Origin of the sequence: Dermacoccus sp. UBA1591 (genome assembly GCF_002322065.1) — a bacterium.
GTDB lineage: Bacteria > Actinomycetota > Actinomycetes > Actinomycetales > Dermatophilaceae > Dermacoccus > Dermacoccus nishinomiyaensis.
This window is the reverse complement of sequence record NZ_DCNR01000047.1, coordinates 1-17471: the sequence shown is the minus strand read 5'-3', so window position 1 is coordinate 17471 and position 17471 is coordinate 1. Positions and strand designations below refer to the sequence as shown.

The window sequence follows — 17471 nt, the reverse complement described above, 5'->3', positions numbered from 1 at the left end:
CGCTCCTGCAGGAGCGCTGCTTCTATTCGCTCGAAGCGCCCGTGCAACGCGTCACCGGCTATGACATCCCCTACCCGCCGAGCCGCCACGAGCGCGAATACCTGCCCGGGCTCGACCGCATCCTCGACGCCGTCGACGCGTCCTTCAGCTTCTAGGAGTACCGCCGAACATGGCCATTCAAGAGTTCACCCTGCCCGACCCCGGTGAAGGGCTCGTCGAGGCCGAGATCGTGACGTGGCACGTCGCCGCAGGCGACACCGTCGACGTCAACCAGGTCGTCCTCGAGATCGAGACGGCGAAGTCGCTCGTCGAACTGCCCATCCCGTGGGCCGGGACGGTCGCATCGATCCTCGTGCCCGAGGGCGAGACGGTCGAGGTCGGCACGCCGATCGTCACGATCGACGTCGGCGGCGATACAGCACCTGCGGACGGTGGCGCTGCCGGTGCCGCCAATGACGTTTCCGGAGCTGCTGACGGTGGCGAGGTCGCGGCCGAGATGCAGACGGCGGCCGACGTCGCGCCCGCCGAGACCGGCGAGTCGGATGACGAGCCGCAGCAGAAGACGCTCGTCGGCTACGGCCCGACGCCGTCGAGCTCGACGCGCCGCGCTCGTCGCGGCCGTGGAGCCGGTGGCGGCGCGTCGGGTGGCGGCACGCTCGCCGCCCCCGCGACGCGCGGGTTCGCGAAGCAGCAGGGCGTCGACATCGATACTGTCGAACCCTCGCGAGAGGACGGCGTCGTCACTCGGGACGACGTGAAGAAGGCCGGGGGTTCAAACGCGCCCGCGGCGATGTCGACGCCGACCGTCGCGTCGAGCGCCCCACCAGCGCCGAGTGCGGACACCGTCGCGAAGGCTGCGGCCAGTGCCCCGTCGGTGCGCCCCGACAAGCCGACGGCTGCCGCTCCGGCCCCGGCCGGTCTGAGCGACGAGCGCATCCCGATCAAGGGCGTGCGCAAGGTGACGGCGCAGGCCATGGTGAGCAGCGCGTTCACGGCGCCGCACGTCACGGAGTTCCTCACCGTCGACATGACGCGCACGATGGAGTTCGTCCGCGAACTGCAGGGCATGCGCGAGCTCAAGGACATCAAGGTGACGCCGCTGCTCGTCGTCGCGAAGGCGTGCCTCATCGCGATGCAGCGTGAGCCGATGATGAACGCACTGTGGGACGACGCGAACGGCGAGATCGTCATGCGTTCCGAGGTGAACCTCGGCATCGCCGCGGCCACCGACCGTGGGCTGCTCGTGCCGAACGTCAAGGACGCCGGCCGCTTCGGCCTCGGCGACCTGGGGCGTGAGATCGCGAAGCTCGTCGAGATCGCACGCCACGGCAAGCCGAGCCCGGCCATCCTCAACGGCGGCACGTTCACGATCTCGAACATCGGTGTCTTCGGCGTCGATTCGGGCACGCCGATCATCAAGCCCGGTGAGAGCGGCATCCTCGCCATCGGCACGGTGCGTCCGATGCCGTGGGTCGTCGAGAACGAGCGCGGCGAGCAGGAGATGGTGATCCGCCAGATCGCCCAGCTGTCCTTGAGCTTCGACCACCGCATCATCGACGGCGACGTCGGTTCGCGGTATCTGTCGACCGTCGGCCAGATCCTCGAGAACCCCGCGAAGGCGATGCTCTGGGGCTGATTTCGCTCCCTCGTTCGGCCGGCTGAGTCACGCGTGCCACCTGCGTCAGTCCTGACGGACTCGCGTGGCACGAAGTGACTCAGCTGCGCCCTGAGCGTCCTCGGTGCGTGAGTCGTGGAGGGCGTGCAGATCGGCCGCGAGGCGCGCGTAGGCGTGACGCTTGGCCCACTCGGCCTTCTTGCGCTCCGAGCGTCTGCGGTTGCGATTCGCGGTGACGCCCCAGAACGCGGCCGCGACGATGGGTACCCACACCTTCGGGTGCTCGAGCAACCATGCGAGCCAGCCCGGTGGGGTCCACGACGGCAGCCTGGGCCACGGGATCGACGGCAGGTCGACCGAGGGCCACGGGACGCTCGGCCATGGGATCTCGGGCCAGTCGATGTCCGGCACGAGTGATGCCATCCACGCGATGATCGGGCCGAAGATCCACGCGAGCAATCGCGCGGCGAGGGGACCGAGGACGAGCACGCTGACCGCCCATCCACTCTTGCCGAGCCCGCCGAGGATCGGGTAAAGCACCCGCTTGAGCGGCGACGAATCCATCGCGGCGTACCGGTGTGCCGCCATCGAACCCACCGGCGCATCGAAGGCGGTGACCCCGCCGTCGTCGCGCAGCTGGACGTCCATGACGTACCCGCGCACCGGGTTGACGCTCACCTCGACGCGCGGCTTTTCCGTCGCCTGGGTGTGCTCGGTGAAGTGCCCGTCGGGTGTGGAACGCATGAGGCGGATCTTGACGTTGCCGATGCTGCGGCGGCGGGCGAACACCACCCCGTCACGCATGAGCACGAGCCCTGGGCGCGCCCACTCATCGTCGAGGCCGAGGTGGGTGCGCAGCTTCTCCTTTCGCCCCGGCGAGAGGGGCAGACGCTCGCCTGCCCGGCGGCGGGTGCTGCCGCGGGCGCGACTGGCACCGGCCGGCGTGACGACCGGCGCACCCGTCGAAGATTCTTTGACCCCGTGCCCCTCGACGCCCACCGGCGACGCGCCCGTGCCGTCATCGTCGCGGCCGGGATCCGGTGCGCCGGGTTGAATCCCGGGTCGACGGTACGGAGTTCGTCAGCCGACCCGGCGTAGGCCTCCAACGTTCCGCATACGGGGTGATCGAGCTGCCAGTGCTCCATGCCTGTCCCTCCCTCGGCCCGGCGTGCGGCGCCGACCATGAACCGCCCATTCAAACATCGGGTGCGCCGAAGACGAGTGATGCCCACCCCGAACAGGTCGGGGTGGGCATCACTCAGCGTGCGTCGCGAGCAGCCGTCACTCGTCGTGGGACGCGTGACGAGCGACCGAGTGATCGACCTGCTCGCCGTGCTTGCGCGCTTCGACGCGCGCGATGGCGGCGGCGACGGCGTCGCTCACGTCATCGTGCGTCTCGTCGGCGGGTGTCGAACCTGTGTCCACGCCACCGTCGGCTTCGGTGTCGGCGCGACGTGCCGCGCCACCGTCAGCGGCGAGCGCGGCGTTCGACTTGTCCTGCGCCGCGGCCGCGGCCGCGGCCATCGCCGATTGCTTGCGCAACTCGATCTTCGGCAGGAACAGCAGGGTGATGAAACCGAGCAGTGCGATGCCTGAGGCGAGCAGGAACACGTGGTCCATCGACTGCGCGAAGCCTGCCTCGAACGGGTGAGCAACAGCCTTCGGCAGGCGAGCGATGACGGAGGAGTCCTCGCTCACGTTGTTCAGGGCGCCGCCGCCGGACTTCGGGTTCGCCAGGCTCTGCAGGATGCCGTAGGCGTGCTCGTCCTTCATGAGCTCCTTGTCGGCGAGACCGCTCTTGAGGGCCTGCTGGAACGCGGGCGTCTTCGCCTCGTCGGTGAGGTTCGTCTTGATGTTGCCGCCCACCGTCGAGAACAGCATCGACAAGAAGATGGCGACGCCGACGGTTCCACCGATCTGACGGAAGAACGTGGCGGACGAGGTGGCCATGCCGATCTCGCGGGGGCTGACGGCGTTCTGCACGATGAGCGTCAGCGCCTGCATGCAGTTGCCGAGGCCGATGCCGACGATGGCCATGAACACCATGACCTGCCACAGCGGCGTGTCGGCGCTGATCGTGTGCAGCAGGAACATGCCGACGGTGACGATGGCGGTGCCGATGATCGGGAACTCGCGCACGCGACCCGTACGAGCCGTCAACTGGCCGGCTGTGATGGAGGCCGTCATCATGCCGGCGACGAGCGGCAGCATCATGAGGCCCGACTTCATCGGGGAGGCGTTGTGCACGATCTGCATGTAGAGCGGCAGCATCATCATGGCGCCGAACATCGCCATGCCGATGATGACGGAGGCGACGACGGTGACCGTCACGGCACGGTGGCGGAAGATGCGCAGCGGGATGAGGGCCTCGTCCTTCATCTTCGCCTCGGCGAGGACGAAAGCGATGAGGCCGAGGATGCCGATGGCGAAGCAGGCGATCGACTTGCCCGAACCCCAGCCCCACGTGCGTCCCTGCTCGGCGACGGTCAGCAGCGGCACGAGGCCGACCGTGAGCGCGACGGCGCCCCAGTAGTCGATGCGGTGGTCCTGACGCGTGTGCTCGAGGTGCAGGGTGCGGGCGACGACGAGGAAGGCGACGATGCCGATCGGCACGTTGATGAGGAAGACCCAGCGCCAGCCGGTGAGACCGAGGATGTGGTCCTGCTCGGCGAAGAAGCCACCGATGACGGGGCCGAGGACGGAGCTCGTCGCGAAGACGGCGAGGAAGTAACCCTGGTACTTGGCGCGTTCGCGCGGCGGCAGGATGTCACCGATGATCGCGAGGGCCAGCGACATGAGGCCACCGGCGCCGATGCCCTGGATGGCGCGGAACGCGGCGAGCATGTACATGCTGTTCGCGAATGAACATGCGAGCGAGCCGATGACGAAGATGACGATCGCGAACAGGTAGAACCCGCGGCGGCCGAAGATGTCGGAGAGCTTGCCGTACAGCGGGGTCGCGATGGTCGAGGTGATGAGGTAGGCCGTCGTCACCCAGGCCTGCGCGGAGAGGCCGTGCAGGTCGTCACCGATGGTGCGGATGGCGGTGGAGACGATCGTCTGGTCGAGTGCGGCCAGGAACATGCCCATCATGAGACCCGCGAGGATCGTCATGATCTGGCCGTGCGAGAGCTCTGCCGAGCTCGATTGCTGCGCGGGTGGCGCAGCGGTCTGTGCAGACAAGAGGGTGCCTTTCGACGTTCAGGCTGGGGGACGGAGGTGAGTGGGTTGCCCGGCGCGGGGCGTGCAGCCGCCCTGGTAGGCATCGAGCGATGCGGTGAACTTGAGCAGCAGGTGCTGGAACTCGCGGGCTTCCGCGGTGCTCCAGTCGGTGAGCAGGTTCTGCATCCACGCGGCGCGATCCTCGCGCAGTGTGCTGACGAGTTCGCGCGCGTCGGGCGTCAGGGTGACGAGTTGCGCGCGTCCGTCCTGCGGATCACAGATCTTGGTGACGAGGCCGCCGTCGGTGAGTGCGCTCACCTGGCGACTGACCGTCGAGACGTCGGAGTGGACGATGTCGGCGAGGGCCGAGACGCGCAGCGGCTCCGCCTCGAGGGCGTAGAGCAGGGGCAGCGCGCCGTGGTCGGCGTGCGGGTGGGGTCGTGGCAACTTGCGCTTGTGCGCGCTCATCGCCTTCGCGGCCCCGACGAAGGATGTCGCGATGTCGCGTGCGACGGGGAGGTCGACGGTCACTTCGGTTCCTTGAGGGGAGGGAGTGCCCAAGAATGCTTGGGCTGCACAACTATATGTTTGGTTGTGCCATGCAAGCAAATTTATTGGGGTGCGCTCGATCGGATGGATGGATGGGTCGCCGGGCCGCGCGGGCCCTGTCGGGCATGACGACGCCGGACGTGCGGGGATCGGGTGGCGCGAGGGGTTGTCACCGGGCCCACGTAGGCTGGGCGCATGAGTTCGAGCGCCACGAAACCCACCCCGTCTGCCCCCACAGGGCCGCTCGGTGGCGGGCGTCTGCTCGCGGCTGCGATGGCGCTCGCGGTCGCCGTCGCAGCCGGCGCCGTCGTGTTCACCGGAGCGAGCAAGCCGCAGCAGCTGCTCGACGCCGGCGCGATCGTGCGCTGGGGCATTGCTCTGTTCAAGCCCGCGGCGGACGTCGCGATGGCGGCGACCATCGGTTTCACCGGGCTCGGTGCGTTTCTCGTCGCCGAGGGCCACAAGACGATGCGGGTCGCGCGCATCGGGCGCTGGGCCTCGATCAGCGCAGCCCTGTGGTTCGGCGCGACCCTCGTCGTCAGCTACCTCAGCTACGGCGACCTGGCCGGCATCCCCGTCGGTTCGCGCGGGTACACGGGTCAGTGGTGGAGCAACACGTGGCAGCTGGAGATCCTGCGCAACCCGATGCTGACGGCGACCGCGGCGCTCGTCATCGCGGTGGTCTGCTGGTGGCACTCCTCGCGCACGAGCCTGGCATGGATGACGGCACTCGGTCTGCTCGCGCTGTGGCCGATCGCGTTGAGCGGCCACGCCGCCGGTTCGAGCGATCACGAGACGGCTGTCGACTCGCTCATAATGCACCTCGTCCCCGTGACGCTCTGGGTGGGCGGCATCATCGCCCTCGGCGTCATGTGGGGCCGCCTCGGCAAGGCCGCGGCGGCGTCGGTGCGGCGCTACTCGAGCGTCGCGACGTGGTGCGTCGGCTTCGTCGCTTTCTCCGGCGTGCTCGCCTCGACGCTGCGCGTACCCGACCTCAGCCAGTGCGTGACGACGCGCTACGGCCTCGTCATCGTCGCGAAGGCACTGTGCCTCGTCGTGCTCGGCGCGCTCGGGCTCATGCAGCGACGCCGTGTCGTCGCCGTCCTCGAACGTGATGCGAGCGACCGGCCCAGCAAGGCGCTGTTCGCCCGGCTCGCCCTCGTCGAGGCGCTCGTCATGGGCGCGACGATGGGCCTCGCTGCGGCGCTCGCGCGCTCCGCGCCGCCGTCAGGGCAGGTCGTCGAGAGCGCCGACCCGGTCGTCGCGCTCACCGGATACCCGGCGCCGCCCGCTCTGACGCCTGCGAACTTCTTCTCGCAGTGGCGCATCGAGTGGCTGATGACGACGTTCGCCGTCATCGCCATCGTCCAGTACGTGCGCTGGGCTGTGCGCCTGCACCGCCGCGGCGACCACTGGCCGATCCACCGCACGATCCTGTGGGTGCTCGCTTGGCTCGTGTTCATCGTGACGATCGACAGCGGCGCCGGGGTCTACGGGCGCGTCATGATGAGCGTCCACATGGCCGGACACATGGCCATCTCGATGACGGTGCCGATCCTGCTCGTCATGGCCGCGCCCGTCACCCTCATGCTGCGGGCATGGCCCAAGCGCTCCGACGGCACACGCGGACCGCGCGAGGTGCTGCTGTCGGTCGTGCACAGCCGTTACCTCAACGTCGTCGCCAACCCTGCTGTCAGCTCGGCCCTGTTCTTCGTCAGCCTCATCGTCTTCTACTACACGCCGTTCTTCGAGCTGGCGCTGCGCACGCACACCGGTCACATCCTCATGAACATCCACTTCCTCGTCAGTGGCTACCTGTTCGCGTGGGCCCTGATCGGCATCGACCCCGGCCCCAAGAAGTGGCCGGCGCCGCTGCGGCTGCTCGTGCTGCTCATCACGATCACGTTCCACGCATTCTTCGGTGTCGCGATGATGACGGGTAGCACGTTGCTCGCGCCCTCGTTCTTCACCGCCCTGCACTACGTCTCGGATCCGCTGCGCGACCAGCAGGCCGCCGGAACGATCACGTGGGGCTCCGGTGAGGGCCCGACATTCTTGCTCGCCATGGTCGTCGCCGCGCAGTGGTACCGGTCCGACCGCATCGAGGGTCAGCGCGCGGAGCGTCGTGCCGAACGCGACGGTGACGCTGAGCTCAAGGCCTACAACGCCTACCTCGCCTCGCGGGGTGGTCAGGGTGGTCAGGCTGCGTCCCCCGGTCAGGCGGAGGGTGAAGAACCGGCCCGTCAGATGTCGTCGAGCACGACGGAAGCATCGTCGTCGACTACGGTCGAGGGTGAGCACGACGAACGTCCCGAGCAGCCCTCTGGGCGCGCCGAATCCGGCCGCGTCACCGTCGGGGGCATCGACAAGGAGTAGCCATGCGCGTCGCCGTCATCCAGCTTGCGTACACCGATTCGGAGCCGATGGGGGCGCGCATCGAACGCGTCGCGTCGCTCGTCGAGTCGCAGAAGGGCGCCGACCTCGTCGTGCTGCCGGAACTGTGGAGCGCCGGAGGTTTCGACTACCCGGCGTGGAACGAGAAGGCGCAGAGCGTCGAAGGGACCGTCGCGCGGGCGTTGTCAGAGGCCGCGGCGAACGTCGGCGCATTCGTTCACGCCGGCTCGATCATCGAGAAGCCCGGCGAGAAGGGTCCCGAGGGGCGCGGGCTGTGGAACACCTCGCTGATGTTCGACCGTGACGGCGACCTCGTCGGCACCTACCGCAAGATCCACCGATTTGGCTTCGGCAACGGCGAACCCAAACTGCTAGAAGCCGGCGAGGAGGTCATCGTCCTCGACCTGGCGCTGGGTGACAGGGCGGGTGGCGCCATGGCCGCCGAAGTCGCAGCCGACGACGGCGCCGTCTGCGACCCGGCGAACCCGGAGGCCTGCGTCGAGGCGTCACAGAGCGAATGGGCGATGGGCGCCGAACTGGCGGGGGTCAACCTCGACGGCGACATGAGCACCTCCAGCGAGGTGGACGATGCCCCCGCCGCGAGTGTCGCCGACGATGCAAGGGGTGGTGCATCTGCGCCCGACGGCCACGTCAAGGTTGGTCTGTCGACGTGCTACGACCTGCGTTTTCCCGAGTTGTACCGCAAGCAGGTCGACGCGGGCGCCCAGGTGTTCGTCATCCCTGCCGCTTGGCCGGCTGCGCGCATCGCGGCGTGGCGCACGCTGCTGCAGGCTCGCGCCATCGAGAACCAGGTGTTCGTCATCGCCTGCAACACCGCCGGCACGCACGCCGGTACGGAGATGGGCGGCAACTCGGCCATCGTCTCGCCGACCGGTGAGGTGCTCGCCGAAGCCGGGCGCGGCGAACGCACCATCACCCTCGACATCGACCTCGACGATGTCGCCGCGACCCGCGAGGCCTTCCCCGTCCTGAGCGACCGTCGCCTCTGACCGCGGCCCGGATGTTGTGTCATGAACGCGCGCCATACCGCGCGTTCATGACCCAAGGTCGGGTTGTCCACAGGGCCTCAGCGCGCGCCACCCCGATTCGGGCACCCTCGGAGGGTGACTTCAGCGCAAGCGACCCACGTTGACGCCTGCGAACTGGCGTCGAAATGTTCGGGGTGGTGTCGCGGGGGCAACTACGTCAGCTGGGCATCACGCGTCATCAGATCCGGACGCACGTGGTCGCGGGGCGATTCCGCGTGCACGGGACACAGGCGGTGCACGTGCTCGCAGCTGGGTGGTGAGACGAACGATCACCCATCTTGGCCGCCGTGCTCAACGCCGGCAATTCCGCCTGGGCTGACGGCGAGAGGCGGTGATGCTGGCAGGCCTGCGCGGTTGGCGTCATGGCTGCGCAGTGATCGTGCGGCGGCGACCGTCCTCAGCATGGTGGCGCAACGACGAATGGCGCGGCCCGAGGCGATGATGCACGCCCTGCGGCTGCTGCCCAAGCTCAAGCGTCAGGTGTTGATCGGCGACGTGCTCGGCGACGTGAGTCAGCCTTGGCCGGTGCAGCCGCTGATCTTGCGTCGTGAACGCGCGGTATTGCATGCGTTCGTGACGCAAGATCGGGCGCGTAGGGTAGCGGTCATGAAACTTCGGGCGCCGGAACTGACGGGGCGGGGCTGGCTCAACACCGGCGGCGCCGACATCACGCTGACGAGCCTGCGCGGCAAGGTCGTCGTCCTCGACTTCTGGACGTTTTGCTGCATCAACTGTCTCCACGTGCTCGATGAATTGCGCCCGCTCGAAGAGAAATACGGCGACCAGCTCGTCCTCATCGGCGTGCACTCGCCGAAGTTCGAGCACGAGGCCGATCGCGATGCCCTCGAAGCCGCCGTCGAGCGGTACGCGGTGCACCACCCCGTCCTCGACGACCCCGACCTCACGACGTGGCAGGCGTACGCGGCGCGCGCGTGGCCGACGCTCGTCGTCCTCGACCCGGAGGGCTACATCGTCGCGTCGATGTCCGGTGAAGGACACGCGCACGGATTGAGCGTGCTCATCGACGACCTCATCGCCGAGCACACGACCAAGGGGACGCTGCGTCGCGGTGACGGTCCGTACGTCGCGCCGCCTGCCCCCGAGACGTTGCTGCGTTTCCCGGGAAAGGTCATCACCGCGCCGGCGCGCCCGGTGCAGGCGCAGCCCACGGGCCGTCAGAGCGCGGACGACGCCGCCTCTTCCGCGGGTGCCGGGGAGCACCTGACGAGCGGGGGTTTCTTCGTCAGCGACACCGCGCACCACCAGGTCGTGCACCTCGCCGAGGACGGCGAGACGGAGCTCGCGCGCTACGGCGGCCCGGGGGTGTTCAACGAACCACAGGGGCTGTTGCTCCTTCCCGAAGAGGCTCGCGCACGCACCGGCGACGACCTGCTCGTCGCGGACAGCGTCAACCACGAGATCAAGGCGATTCGGTTGAGTGACGGGCGGATTCGCACCGTCGCGGGCACAGGCGAGCAGCTGCGCGAACGTGACGGCGGCGGCCCGGCGCTGCGTCAGGCGCTGTCGACGCCGTGGGATCTCGCGTGGTGGCACGACCGCGTCATCATCGCGATGGCGGGCACGCACCAGCTGTGGGCGCTGCATCTGGGCGAGAGCCCCGAGCTCAACACCGTCGCCGTGCTCGCAGGCACGAGCAACGAGGGGATCCGCGACGGCGCCGCCCACGACGCCTGGTTCGCGCAGCCCAGCGGTCTCGCGACGAGCGCGGACGGCTCACACGTCTGGGTCGCCGACTCCGAGACGAGTGCCTTGCGCAGCCTCAGCGTGAGCGACGAGGGTTTCGAGGTGACCACCCACGTCGGGCAAGGGTTGTTCGACTTCGGCCACGTCGACGGCGCGGCTGACGCGGCGCTGCTGCAGCATCCCCTCGGTGTCACGGAACTACCCGACGGATCCGTCGCCGTCGCCGACACGTACAACGGCGCGATTCGGCGCTTCGACCCGTCGAGCGGCGAGGTGACGACGCTCGCCACGGGCCTGGCCGAACCGAGCGACGTCATCGTCGTCCCGGGGGAGGTGGACGCTGATGCACACCTGCTCGTCGTCGAGTCGAACGCCCATCGTCTGACGCCGGTGGCGCTGACCGCCGAAGCGCAACGCATCGAGGGCGATGCGCAGCAGACGCAGCGCCCGCCGAGCGAGATCGCCTCGGGCGCAGTGGAACTCGTCGTCACGTTCACGCCGCCGGCGGGGCAGAAACTCGACCACCGTTACGGCGACCCGACGATGCTGCAGGTGAGCAGCTCTCCCGAGGCGTTCCTACGCGACGGAGCGGGCAAGCAGCAGGGGCTCACGCGCACGCTGACGATCGACGAGAGCGTCGGCTCGGCCATCCTGCACGTCAGCGTCCGCGCAGCCGCCTGCGACGGCGACCCCGACACCGGCGAGGTGCCCGAGCACGCCGCCTGCCATCTTTACCAACAGGATTGGGGCATCCCCCTCGTCATCACCGGCGACGGCCCCCGCACGCTGACGCTCGACCTGCGCGGCGTCTGACGATCACGTCTGCTCTTGCCGGCCCCGGGAGCTGCAACTCGGCGATGCGGGGTCGCCGCTCTCAGGCAGTGCGCCCGCACGGGCGGTGTTCAGCACGTCGAGTGATCGATGCTCCGCCGACGTGACGTCAGCACCCCTTCGAAGCGTGCCCCGGCGTCAGACGAGCGGAGCGTAGAAGTACGTCTGGCGGTAGGCGATGCGATCGTCGGCGCCGAAGCGGAAGAAGTCGGCGAACTCGAGGTGCGCGTCGCTGCCGTCCTTGAGCACCCCGTTGAACTCGCCGCGCACGAACGCCTCGTCGCCGTCGATGAGCAGTGACGTGACGCTGTGGCGCCCCGATTCGATGACGCGATCGCCCGAGTAGAACGCCCGCAGCGCCTCGCGGCCGGCCATGGGTTCGTATCCGGGGCGGCAGTAGGTGGCGTCGTCGGTGGAGATGTCGAGCACGCCCTCGACGTCGCCGGCGTCGACGACCTCGTAGTAGCGGCGGATGTGAGCGTCGCGGGATTCGCGCTGCATTCGGGTGTCCTCTCGTCACGTGGGTGTGGCGGCCGAGCATCGTCCGTCCGTCGCCACCGCCATGCCGTCGGCCCGAGCCGACCGCATGCCGTGTATCGCTGTCTGGCCTCAACCTAGTGCGCGAGTCTCACCGCGGCTAGGCTGCCGCGATGACAGAAGCATCGCTGCCCAATGCGTCGGTGGCATCCGCGACGGGGACGTCGGTCGCCGCACGCCTCGACCGGCTCCCGATCACACGCAAGCATCTGCTCGCCACGGGCGTCATCGGCCTCGGGTTGTTCTTCGACGCGTACGAGAATTTTCTCGCCTCGACGATCGCCGCTGTGCTGAAGGAAGACTTCGCGCTGAAGGGCGACGTGCTCAAGTGGGTGCTCGCGTCGGCGTTCATCGGGCAGTTCATCGGGGCGCTGTTCATGGGGCGCCTCGCCGACCGCATCGGGCGGCGCAAGGCGTTCATGGTCAACCTCGCGCTCTACTCGGCGTTCTCGCTCGCGGGCGCGTTCAGCCCGAACGCGGCGTGGCTCGTCATCACGCGGTTCTTCGCGGGCATCGGCATCGGCGGCGAGTACGCGCTCGGCGACTCCTACCTGTCCGACATCCTGCCGAAGAACAAGCGCGGGCAGTTCATCTCGTGGGCGTACACGATCAGCTTCCTCGGGGTGCCGACGGTCGGCTTCCTCGCGCGCTGGCTCGTGCCGATGACGCCGTTCGGCATCGACGGATGGCGCTGGCTGTTCGTCTTCGGCGCGATCGGCTCGATCGTCGTGTGGGCCGTGCGTACCGGGTTGCCCGAGTCGCCACGCTGGCTCGAGGCGCAGGGCCGTCACGACGAGGCCGACGCGATCACGCGCGAGTTCGAGGACGCCGCGCGCGCCGAGGGCCACACCCTCGCCGAGCCGGACGCGTCGCTCACGCCCGTCGCGTCCCGTCAGGTCTCGATGGCGTCGCTGTTCAAGGCGCCGTACACGAAGCGCACGATCATGTTGTGGCTGCTGTCGGCCCTCGAGGTGTTCGGCTACTACGGCTTCGGGACAGTGGCGCCGCTCGTCCTCGTCGCGAAGGGCTACAGCGTCACGAGTTCGCTGCTGTTCGTCGCGCTCAGCTACCTCGGCTACCCGCTCGGGTCGCTGCTGGCCGTGCCGATCGTCGAGCGCATCGAGCGCAAGTACCTCGTCATGGCGACGGCGACGCTCATGGCGATCTTCGGCCTGTGGTTCGGATTCGCGTCGTCGACGGCTCAGATCATCGCCGCCGGCTTCCTGTACTCGTGCGCGTCGAACCTGTTCTCGAACGCGTACCACGTGTATCTCGCCGATTCGTACCCGACGGCGATCCGTGGCACGGCTGCCGGCGCGGCGTACTCGTTGAGCAAGCTCGTCACGGCGTTCCTGCCGTTCATCCTGCTGCCGGTGCTCGAAGACCACGGCAGTACACCGGTGTTCGTCATCGTTGCCGTCGCGATGGGCTTGCTCGTCGTGACGGTGGGGGTGCTCGGTCACCGCAGCACGGGGCGTAGCGCGGACGCGGTGTGACGGATGCCCGAGGCGCCGCGGAACCACCACCGGGGCCCACCGGGGCACCACCTGGATCCGTCGCCCGAACCCGACGACAATGGGCCCATGACTCGCACGCTGCACGTCCTCAACGGCCCGAACCTCAACCTGCTCGGTGAGCGCGAACCGTCGATCTACGGTGCCGACACCCTCGCTGACGTCGAGACGCTCGCCGTGCGGGTCGGTGATGAGCTGGGGTTCGGCGTCGAGTGCTTCCAGAGCAACCACGAGGGGGCGCTCGTCGACGAGATCCAGCGCATCCGTCACGACAGCGCGGGCATCGTCATCAACGCGGGGGCGTACACGCACACGAGTGTCGCCATCCGGGATGCTCTCGCGAGTTTCGAGGCGCCGTTCGTCGAGGTGCACATCTCGAACGTCCATGCGCGCGAGGCGTTTCGCCACCACTCGTACTTGAGCGACAAGGCGGTGGCCGTCATCGTCGGGTGTGGTGTCCAGGGCTACGAGTTTGCGCTGCGCCGCCTGGCTGCGCTCGCCGCGACCCGCTGACCCATCTGCGATTCCTGTCCACATCTGCCATTTTCTCCACATTCGTCGGGCGTGGTGATCGGTACCGCCGCACGGCTGACTCGGGCGGACGCGTCGCCCGACGCACAGGACCAAGGTCGCGGACGGGTTGTCACCGCTCTCGCCTAGGGTGGAAACCATGACGCGCAGTGTCTTCGTCACCTCAGCCGAAGGTGAAACCGGCAAGTCCACCGTGGCCTACGGGCTGCTCGACCTCCTCTCGCGCCAGGCCGGGCGCATCGCGATCTTCCGGCCCGTTGCCACCAGCTCCCGCGACAAGGTCGTCGACCTGCTGCTGTCGCACCCGGCCGTCGACCAGGCCTACGACGACGCGCTCGGCGTCACCTACGACCAGATGCACGATGACGAGTCGGGCTCGCTCGCAACGATCCTGGCCCGTTTTGACGAGGTGTCCGCCGACGCCGATCTCGTCATGGTGCTCGGCAGCGACTTCGCGGACGTCTCGACCGGCCGCGAAGCCGAGATCAATGCCATGGTCGCCGCGAACCTCGGCGCGCCCGTCGTCCTCGTCGTCCACGGGCGCGAGCGCACCCCCGAGCAGATCGCGCAGGTCGCCGTCATGGGTTGCGAACAGTTGCGCGCGAGGCACGCGACGCCCGTCGCGATCGTCGTCAACCGCGCCACGAGCGGGGACGTCACCGGCATCCGCCTCGCCCTGACGAAGGACGCCGAGACGGCCTCGGTGCCCGTCGCCGGCGTCATTCCCGAGGTGCCCCTGCTCGTCGCACCCACCGTCGCGGCGCTCGCAGAAGCCGCCGGGGCCGAGCTGTGGCGCGGCAATCCTGAGTGGCTGCAGCGCGAGTCGCGCGGGTTCGTCGTCGCTGCGATGTCACTGCCGAACGTGCTGACGCGCCTCGTCGAGGACGTCACCGTCATCGCCCCCGGCGACCGCTACGACATCCTGCCCGGGCTCGTCCTCGCGCATCAGTCCGGCACGTTCCCCGGGCTCGCCGCCATCGTCCTGACGGGCGGTTATCGCCCGCCGGAGAGCGTGCAGCAGCTGCTCGACGGCACGAAGCTCGACGTGCCGATCCTCGTGACAGATTCGGGCACCTTCGAGACGACGGCAGCCCTGGCGCGCACGCGCAGCGCCCTCAGCTCCGGCAGTGTCGTGAAGAAGCAGACGGCGCTGCGTGCGTTCGGCGAAGCCATCGACGCCGACGGCCTCCTCGCCGCCATCGACATCGACGAGGCGGCCGCCGTCACGCCACTGATGTTCGGCCACCGTCTGCTCGATCGCGCGCGCAGCGCCCGCAAGCACATCGTCCTGCCCGAGGGTGACGATCTGCGCATCCTCAAGGCTGCCGACGAGGTGCTGCGCGGCGGCATCGCGCAACTGACGATCCTCGGTGACGAGACGCAGATCAAGGCGCTCGCGAGCAGCAACGGCCTCGACATCTCGTCCGCCTCGATCGTCTCCCCGCACGACGAGGAGCTCGTCGAGAAGTTCGCCGCCGAGTACGCCGAGATCCGCAAGGAGAAGGGCGTGACGATCGAGCTGGCCCGCGAGACGGTGCAGGACGTGTCGTACTTCGGCACGATGATGGTCCACCTCGGGCTCGCCGACGGCATGGTGAGCGGCGCAGCGCACACGACGGCGCACACGATCAAGCCGAGCTTCGAGATCATCAAGACGGCGCCCGACGCGGACATCGTCAGCTCCGTGTTCCTCATGGCGCTCGCCGATCAGGTGCTCGTCTACGGTGACTGCGCCGTCAACCCCGACCCGAACGCCGAGCAACTCGCCGACATCGCGATCAGTTCGGCGAAGACGGCGTCGGCGTTCGGCATCGAGCCGCGCGTCGCGATGCTGTCGTACTCGACGGGCACCTCCGGCAGCGGCGCCGACGTCGAGAAGGTGCGGGCCGCAACCGAACTCGTGCACGAGCGCGCGCCGGAACTCGCCGTCGACGGGCCGATCCAGTACGACGCGGCCGTCGAACCGAGCGTCGCGAAGTCGAAGATGCCCGACTCGCCCGTCGCAGGGCGCGCGACGGTGTTGATCTTCCCCGACCTCAACACCGGCAACAACACGTACAAGGCCGTGCAGCGCTCGGCGGGTGCCGTCGCCATGGGCCCGGTGCTGCAGGGGCTCAACAAGCCCGTCAACGACCTGTCGCGCGGCGCGCTCGTCGAGGACATCGTCAACACCATCGCCATCACGGCCGTGCAGGCGCAGGAGGAGAAGGCATGAACGACGTGGCGCAGGCGCCGAGCAGCGAGCGGGACGGCGGGGCCGGCAACGTCCTCGTCATCAACGCGGGGTCGAGTTCGCTCAAGTACCAGATCGTCGACCCGGTGACGGGGGAGTTCGTCGTCAAGGGCCTCGCCGAGCGCGTCGGCGACTCGGGCGGCACGATCACGCACGAGTACCGCAGCGAGAAGACGACGCACGACGTCGACATGGCCGACCACGGCGTCGCCCTCGAGGAGATGACGAAGGTCATGGCCGAGACGGGGTTGCCGATCGAGGACGCGGACGTCGTCGTCGTGGGTCACCGCGTCGTGCACGGCGGGCGCAACTTCACGGGCCCCGAGATGATCACCGACTACGTGCTCGACGAGATCAAACGCCTCGGAACCCTTGCGCCGCTGCACAATCCGGCGCACGCGCTCGGCATCGAGGCGGCTCGGCGCATCTTTCCCGACCTGCCGCAGGTCGCCGTGTTCGACACCGGGTTCTTCTCGACGTTGCCCGCCTCCGCGTACACCTACGCGATCGACGCGAAGCTCGCGAAGGAGCACGCCATCCGTCGCTACGGCTTCCACGGCACGTCGCACGAGTACGTCTCGGCGCGGGTCGCACAGTTTCTCGAACGTCCCGTCGAGGGGTTCAAGCAGATCATCTGCCATCTCGGCAACGGCGCGTCGATCTCGGCGATCGACGGGGGCCGCGCCGTCGACACGTCGATGGGCATGACGCCGCTCGAGGGCCTCGTCATGGGCACGCGTGGTGGCGACATGGACCCGGCCGTCGTCCTGCACCTCAACCGTGTCGCGGGGCTCGGCGTCGACGAGATCGACACGCTGCTCAACAAGAAGTCGGGCATCCTCGGACTGACGGGGTCAGGCGACTTCCGCGACCTCATGCGGCGCGTCGACGACGGTGACGAGACGGCGCAGCTCGCATTCGACGTCTACGTGCACCGGCTCGTCAAGTACATCGGCGCGTACGCGGCGGCGCTCGAGGGCGTCGACGTCATCACGTTCACCGCCGGCGTCGGCGAGAACAACGCCGCCATCCGCGAGGCCGTGTGCCGCCGTCTCGGGTGGCTCGGCGTGACGTTCGACGCAGCCGCCAACAGCGCCGACGATCATGACGCGCGCATCATCTCCGCGGCAGGATCGCCTGTGACCGTGTGCGTCGTCCCGACGAACGAAGAGCTTGCCATCGCGCGTCACGCGGTGGCGGCGATCGACGCCTGACGCGCGCCCCCATTCGCTGCAGTTGCGCACCGAGTGGGTCGCGGTGCGCCTCCCCACATCGTGCGTCTACGCGTCATGTGGGGCGTCGCGGAATCGCTGCGGCCCGGCTCCCTTCGTGAGGGAGCCGGGCCGCAGCGA

At 68.7% G+C, this 17471-nt stretch carries 13 protein-coding genes and 1 pseudogene; 9 read left to right on the top strand and 5 right to left on the bottom strand.

From position 1 onward, the window contains the following. Both B2284_RS05280 and B2284_RS05275 read left to right on the top strand, forming a co-directional pair. Positions 1 to 155, top strand: a pseudogene (locus B2284_RS05280) (alpha-ketoacid dehydrogenase subunit beta); the annotation flags it as partial. 14 nt (positions 156 to 169) lie between these two features. Further along, complete coding sequence (locus B2284_RS05275) at positions 170 to 1636, top strand: dihydrolipoamide acetyltransferase family protein (RefSeq protein WP_074039692.1); 1467 nt, start codon at positions 170 to 172, stop codon at positions 1634 to 1636. Between the two features lie 45 nt (positions 1637 to 1681). Here the strand turns inward: B2284_RS05275 and B2284_RS05270 are convergent, their stop codons facing one another. From B2284_RS05270 to B2284_RS05260, 3 genes are all read right to left on the bottom strand, one after another. Next, positions 1682 to 2614 (bottom strand): hypothetical protein, encoded by a 933-nt coding sequence (locus B2284_RS05270; protein WP_074046279.1) that lies wholly within the window; start codon positions 2612 to 2614, stop codon positions 1682 to 1684. 282 nt (positions 2615 to 2896) lie between these two features. Beyond that, entirely contained in the window at positions 2897 to 4798 is a 1902-nt protein-coding gene (locus B2284_RS05265) for an MDR family MFS transporter (protein ID WP_286697269.1), read from the bottom strand. Positions 4799 to 4816: 18 nt separating this feature from the next. Further along, positions 4817 to 5308: a MarR family winged helix-turn-helix transcriptional regulator gene (locus B2284_RS05260; RefSeq protein ID WP_074046281.1), complete on the bottom strand. Its 492-nt coding sequence runs from the start codon at positions 5306 to 5308 to the stop codon at positions 4817 to 4819. A gap of 213 nt (positions 5309 to 5521) precedes the next feature. Here B2284_RS05260 and B2284_RS05255 point away from each other — a divergent pair, with 213 nt between their 5' ends. After that, positions 5522 to 7702 (top strand): bifunctional copper resistance protein CopD/cytochrome c oxidase assembly protein, encoded by a 2181-nt coding sequence (locus tag B2284_RS05255; RefSeq protein WP_286697268.1) that lies wholly within the window; start codon positions 5522 to 5524, stop codon positions 7700 to 7702. A 2-nt stretch (positions 7703 to 7704) separates the two neighbouring features. Continuing rightward, positions 7705 to 8730, top strand: coding sequence for a nitrilase-related carbon-nitrogen hydrolase (locus B2284_RS05250; RefSeq protein ID WP_074039702.1), 1026 nt, complete (start codon positions 7705 to 7707; stop codon positions 8728 to 8730). A 399-nt stretch (positions 8731 to 9129) separates the two neighbouring features. On the opposite strand, the gene B2284_RS05245 is transcribed toward B2284_RS05250, so the two are convergent. Next, positions 9130 to 9336, bottom strand: a complete 207-nt coding sequence (locus B2284_RS05245) for a hypothetical protein (RefSeq protein ID WP_144693637.1) — start codon at positions 9334 to 9336, stop codon at positions 9130 to 9132. Positions 9337 to 9375: 39 nt separating this feature from the next. On the opposite strand from B2284_RS05245, the gene B2284_RS05240 reads away from it, so the two are divergent. Continuing rightward, positions 9376 to 11286, top strand: coding sequence for an NHL domain-containing thioredoxin family protein (locus tag B2284_RS05240; RefSeq protein WP_040015046.1), 1911 nt, complete (start codon positions 9376 to 9378; stop codon positions 11284 to 11286). Positions 11287 to 11442: 156 nt separating this feature from the next. Here the strand turns inward: B2284_RS05240 and B2284_RS05235 are convergent, their stop codons facing one another. Next, positions 11443 to 11805, bottom strand: a complete 363-nt coding sequence (locus tag B2284_RS05235) for a nuclear transport factor 2 family protein (protein ID WP_074039704.1) — start codon at positions 11803 to 11805, stop codon at positions 11443 to 11445. A 149-nt stretch (positions 11806 to 11954) separates the two neighbouring features. On the opposite strand from B2284_RS05235, the gene B2284_RS05230 reads away from it, so the two are divergent. The 4 genes from B2284_RS05230 (at position 11955) to B2284_RS05215 (ending at position 17333) form a co-directional block, all read left to right on the top strand. Next, the gene (locus B2284_RS05230) at positions 11955 to 13337 is read left to right on the top strand and encodes an MFS transporter (RefSeq protein ID WP_074039706.1); all 1383 of its coding nucleotides are present in this window, start codon (positions 11955 to 11957) and stop codon (positions 13335 to 13337) included. Positions 13338 to 13424: 87 nt separating this feature from the next. Further along, positions 13425 to 13868 carry a type II 3-dehydroquinate dehydratase gene (gene aroQ / locus B2284_RS05225; protein WP_074039708.1) on the top strand — a complete coding sequence of 148 codons (444 nt, stop codon included), beginning with the start codon at positions 13425 to 13427 and terminating at the stop codon, positions 13866 to 13868. 157 nt (positions 13869 to 14025) lie between these two features. Then, a complete protein-coding gene (gene pta, locus B2284_RS05220) occupies positions 14026 to 16101 on the top strand; it encodes a phosphate acetyltransferase (protein WP_074039711.1) in 2076 nt (691 codons plus the stop codon). Next, positions 16098 to 17333 carry an acetate/propionate family kinase gene (locus B2284_RS05215; RefSeq protein ID WP_074039713.1) on the top strand — a complete coding sequence of 412 codons (1236 nt, stop codon included), beginning with the start codon at positions 16098 to 16100 and terminating at the stop codon, positions 17331 to 17333. Before pta ends, B2284_RS05215 begins: the two co-directional genes overlap by 4 nt. Positions 17334 to 17471: the final 138 nt, after the last annotated feature.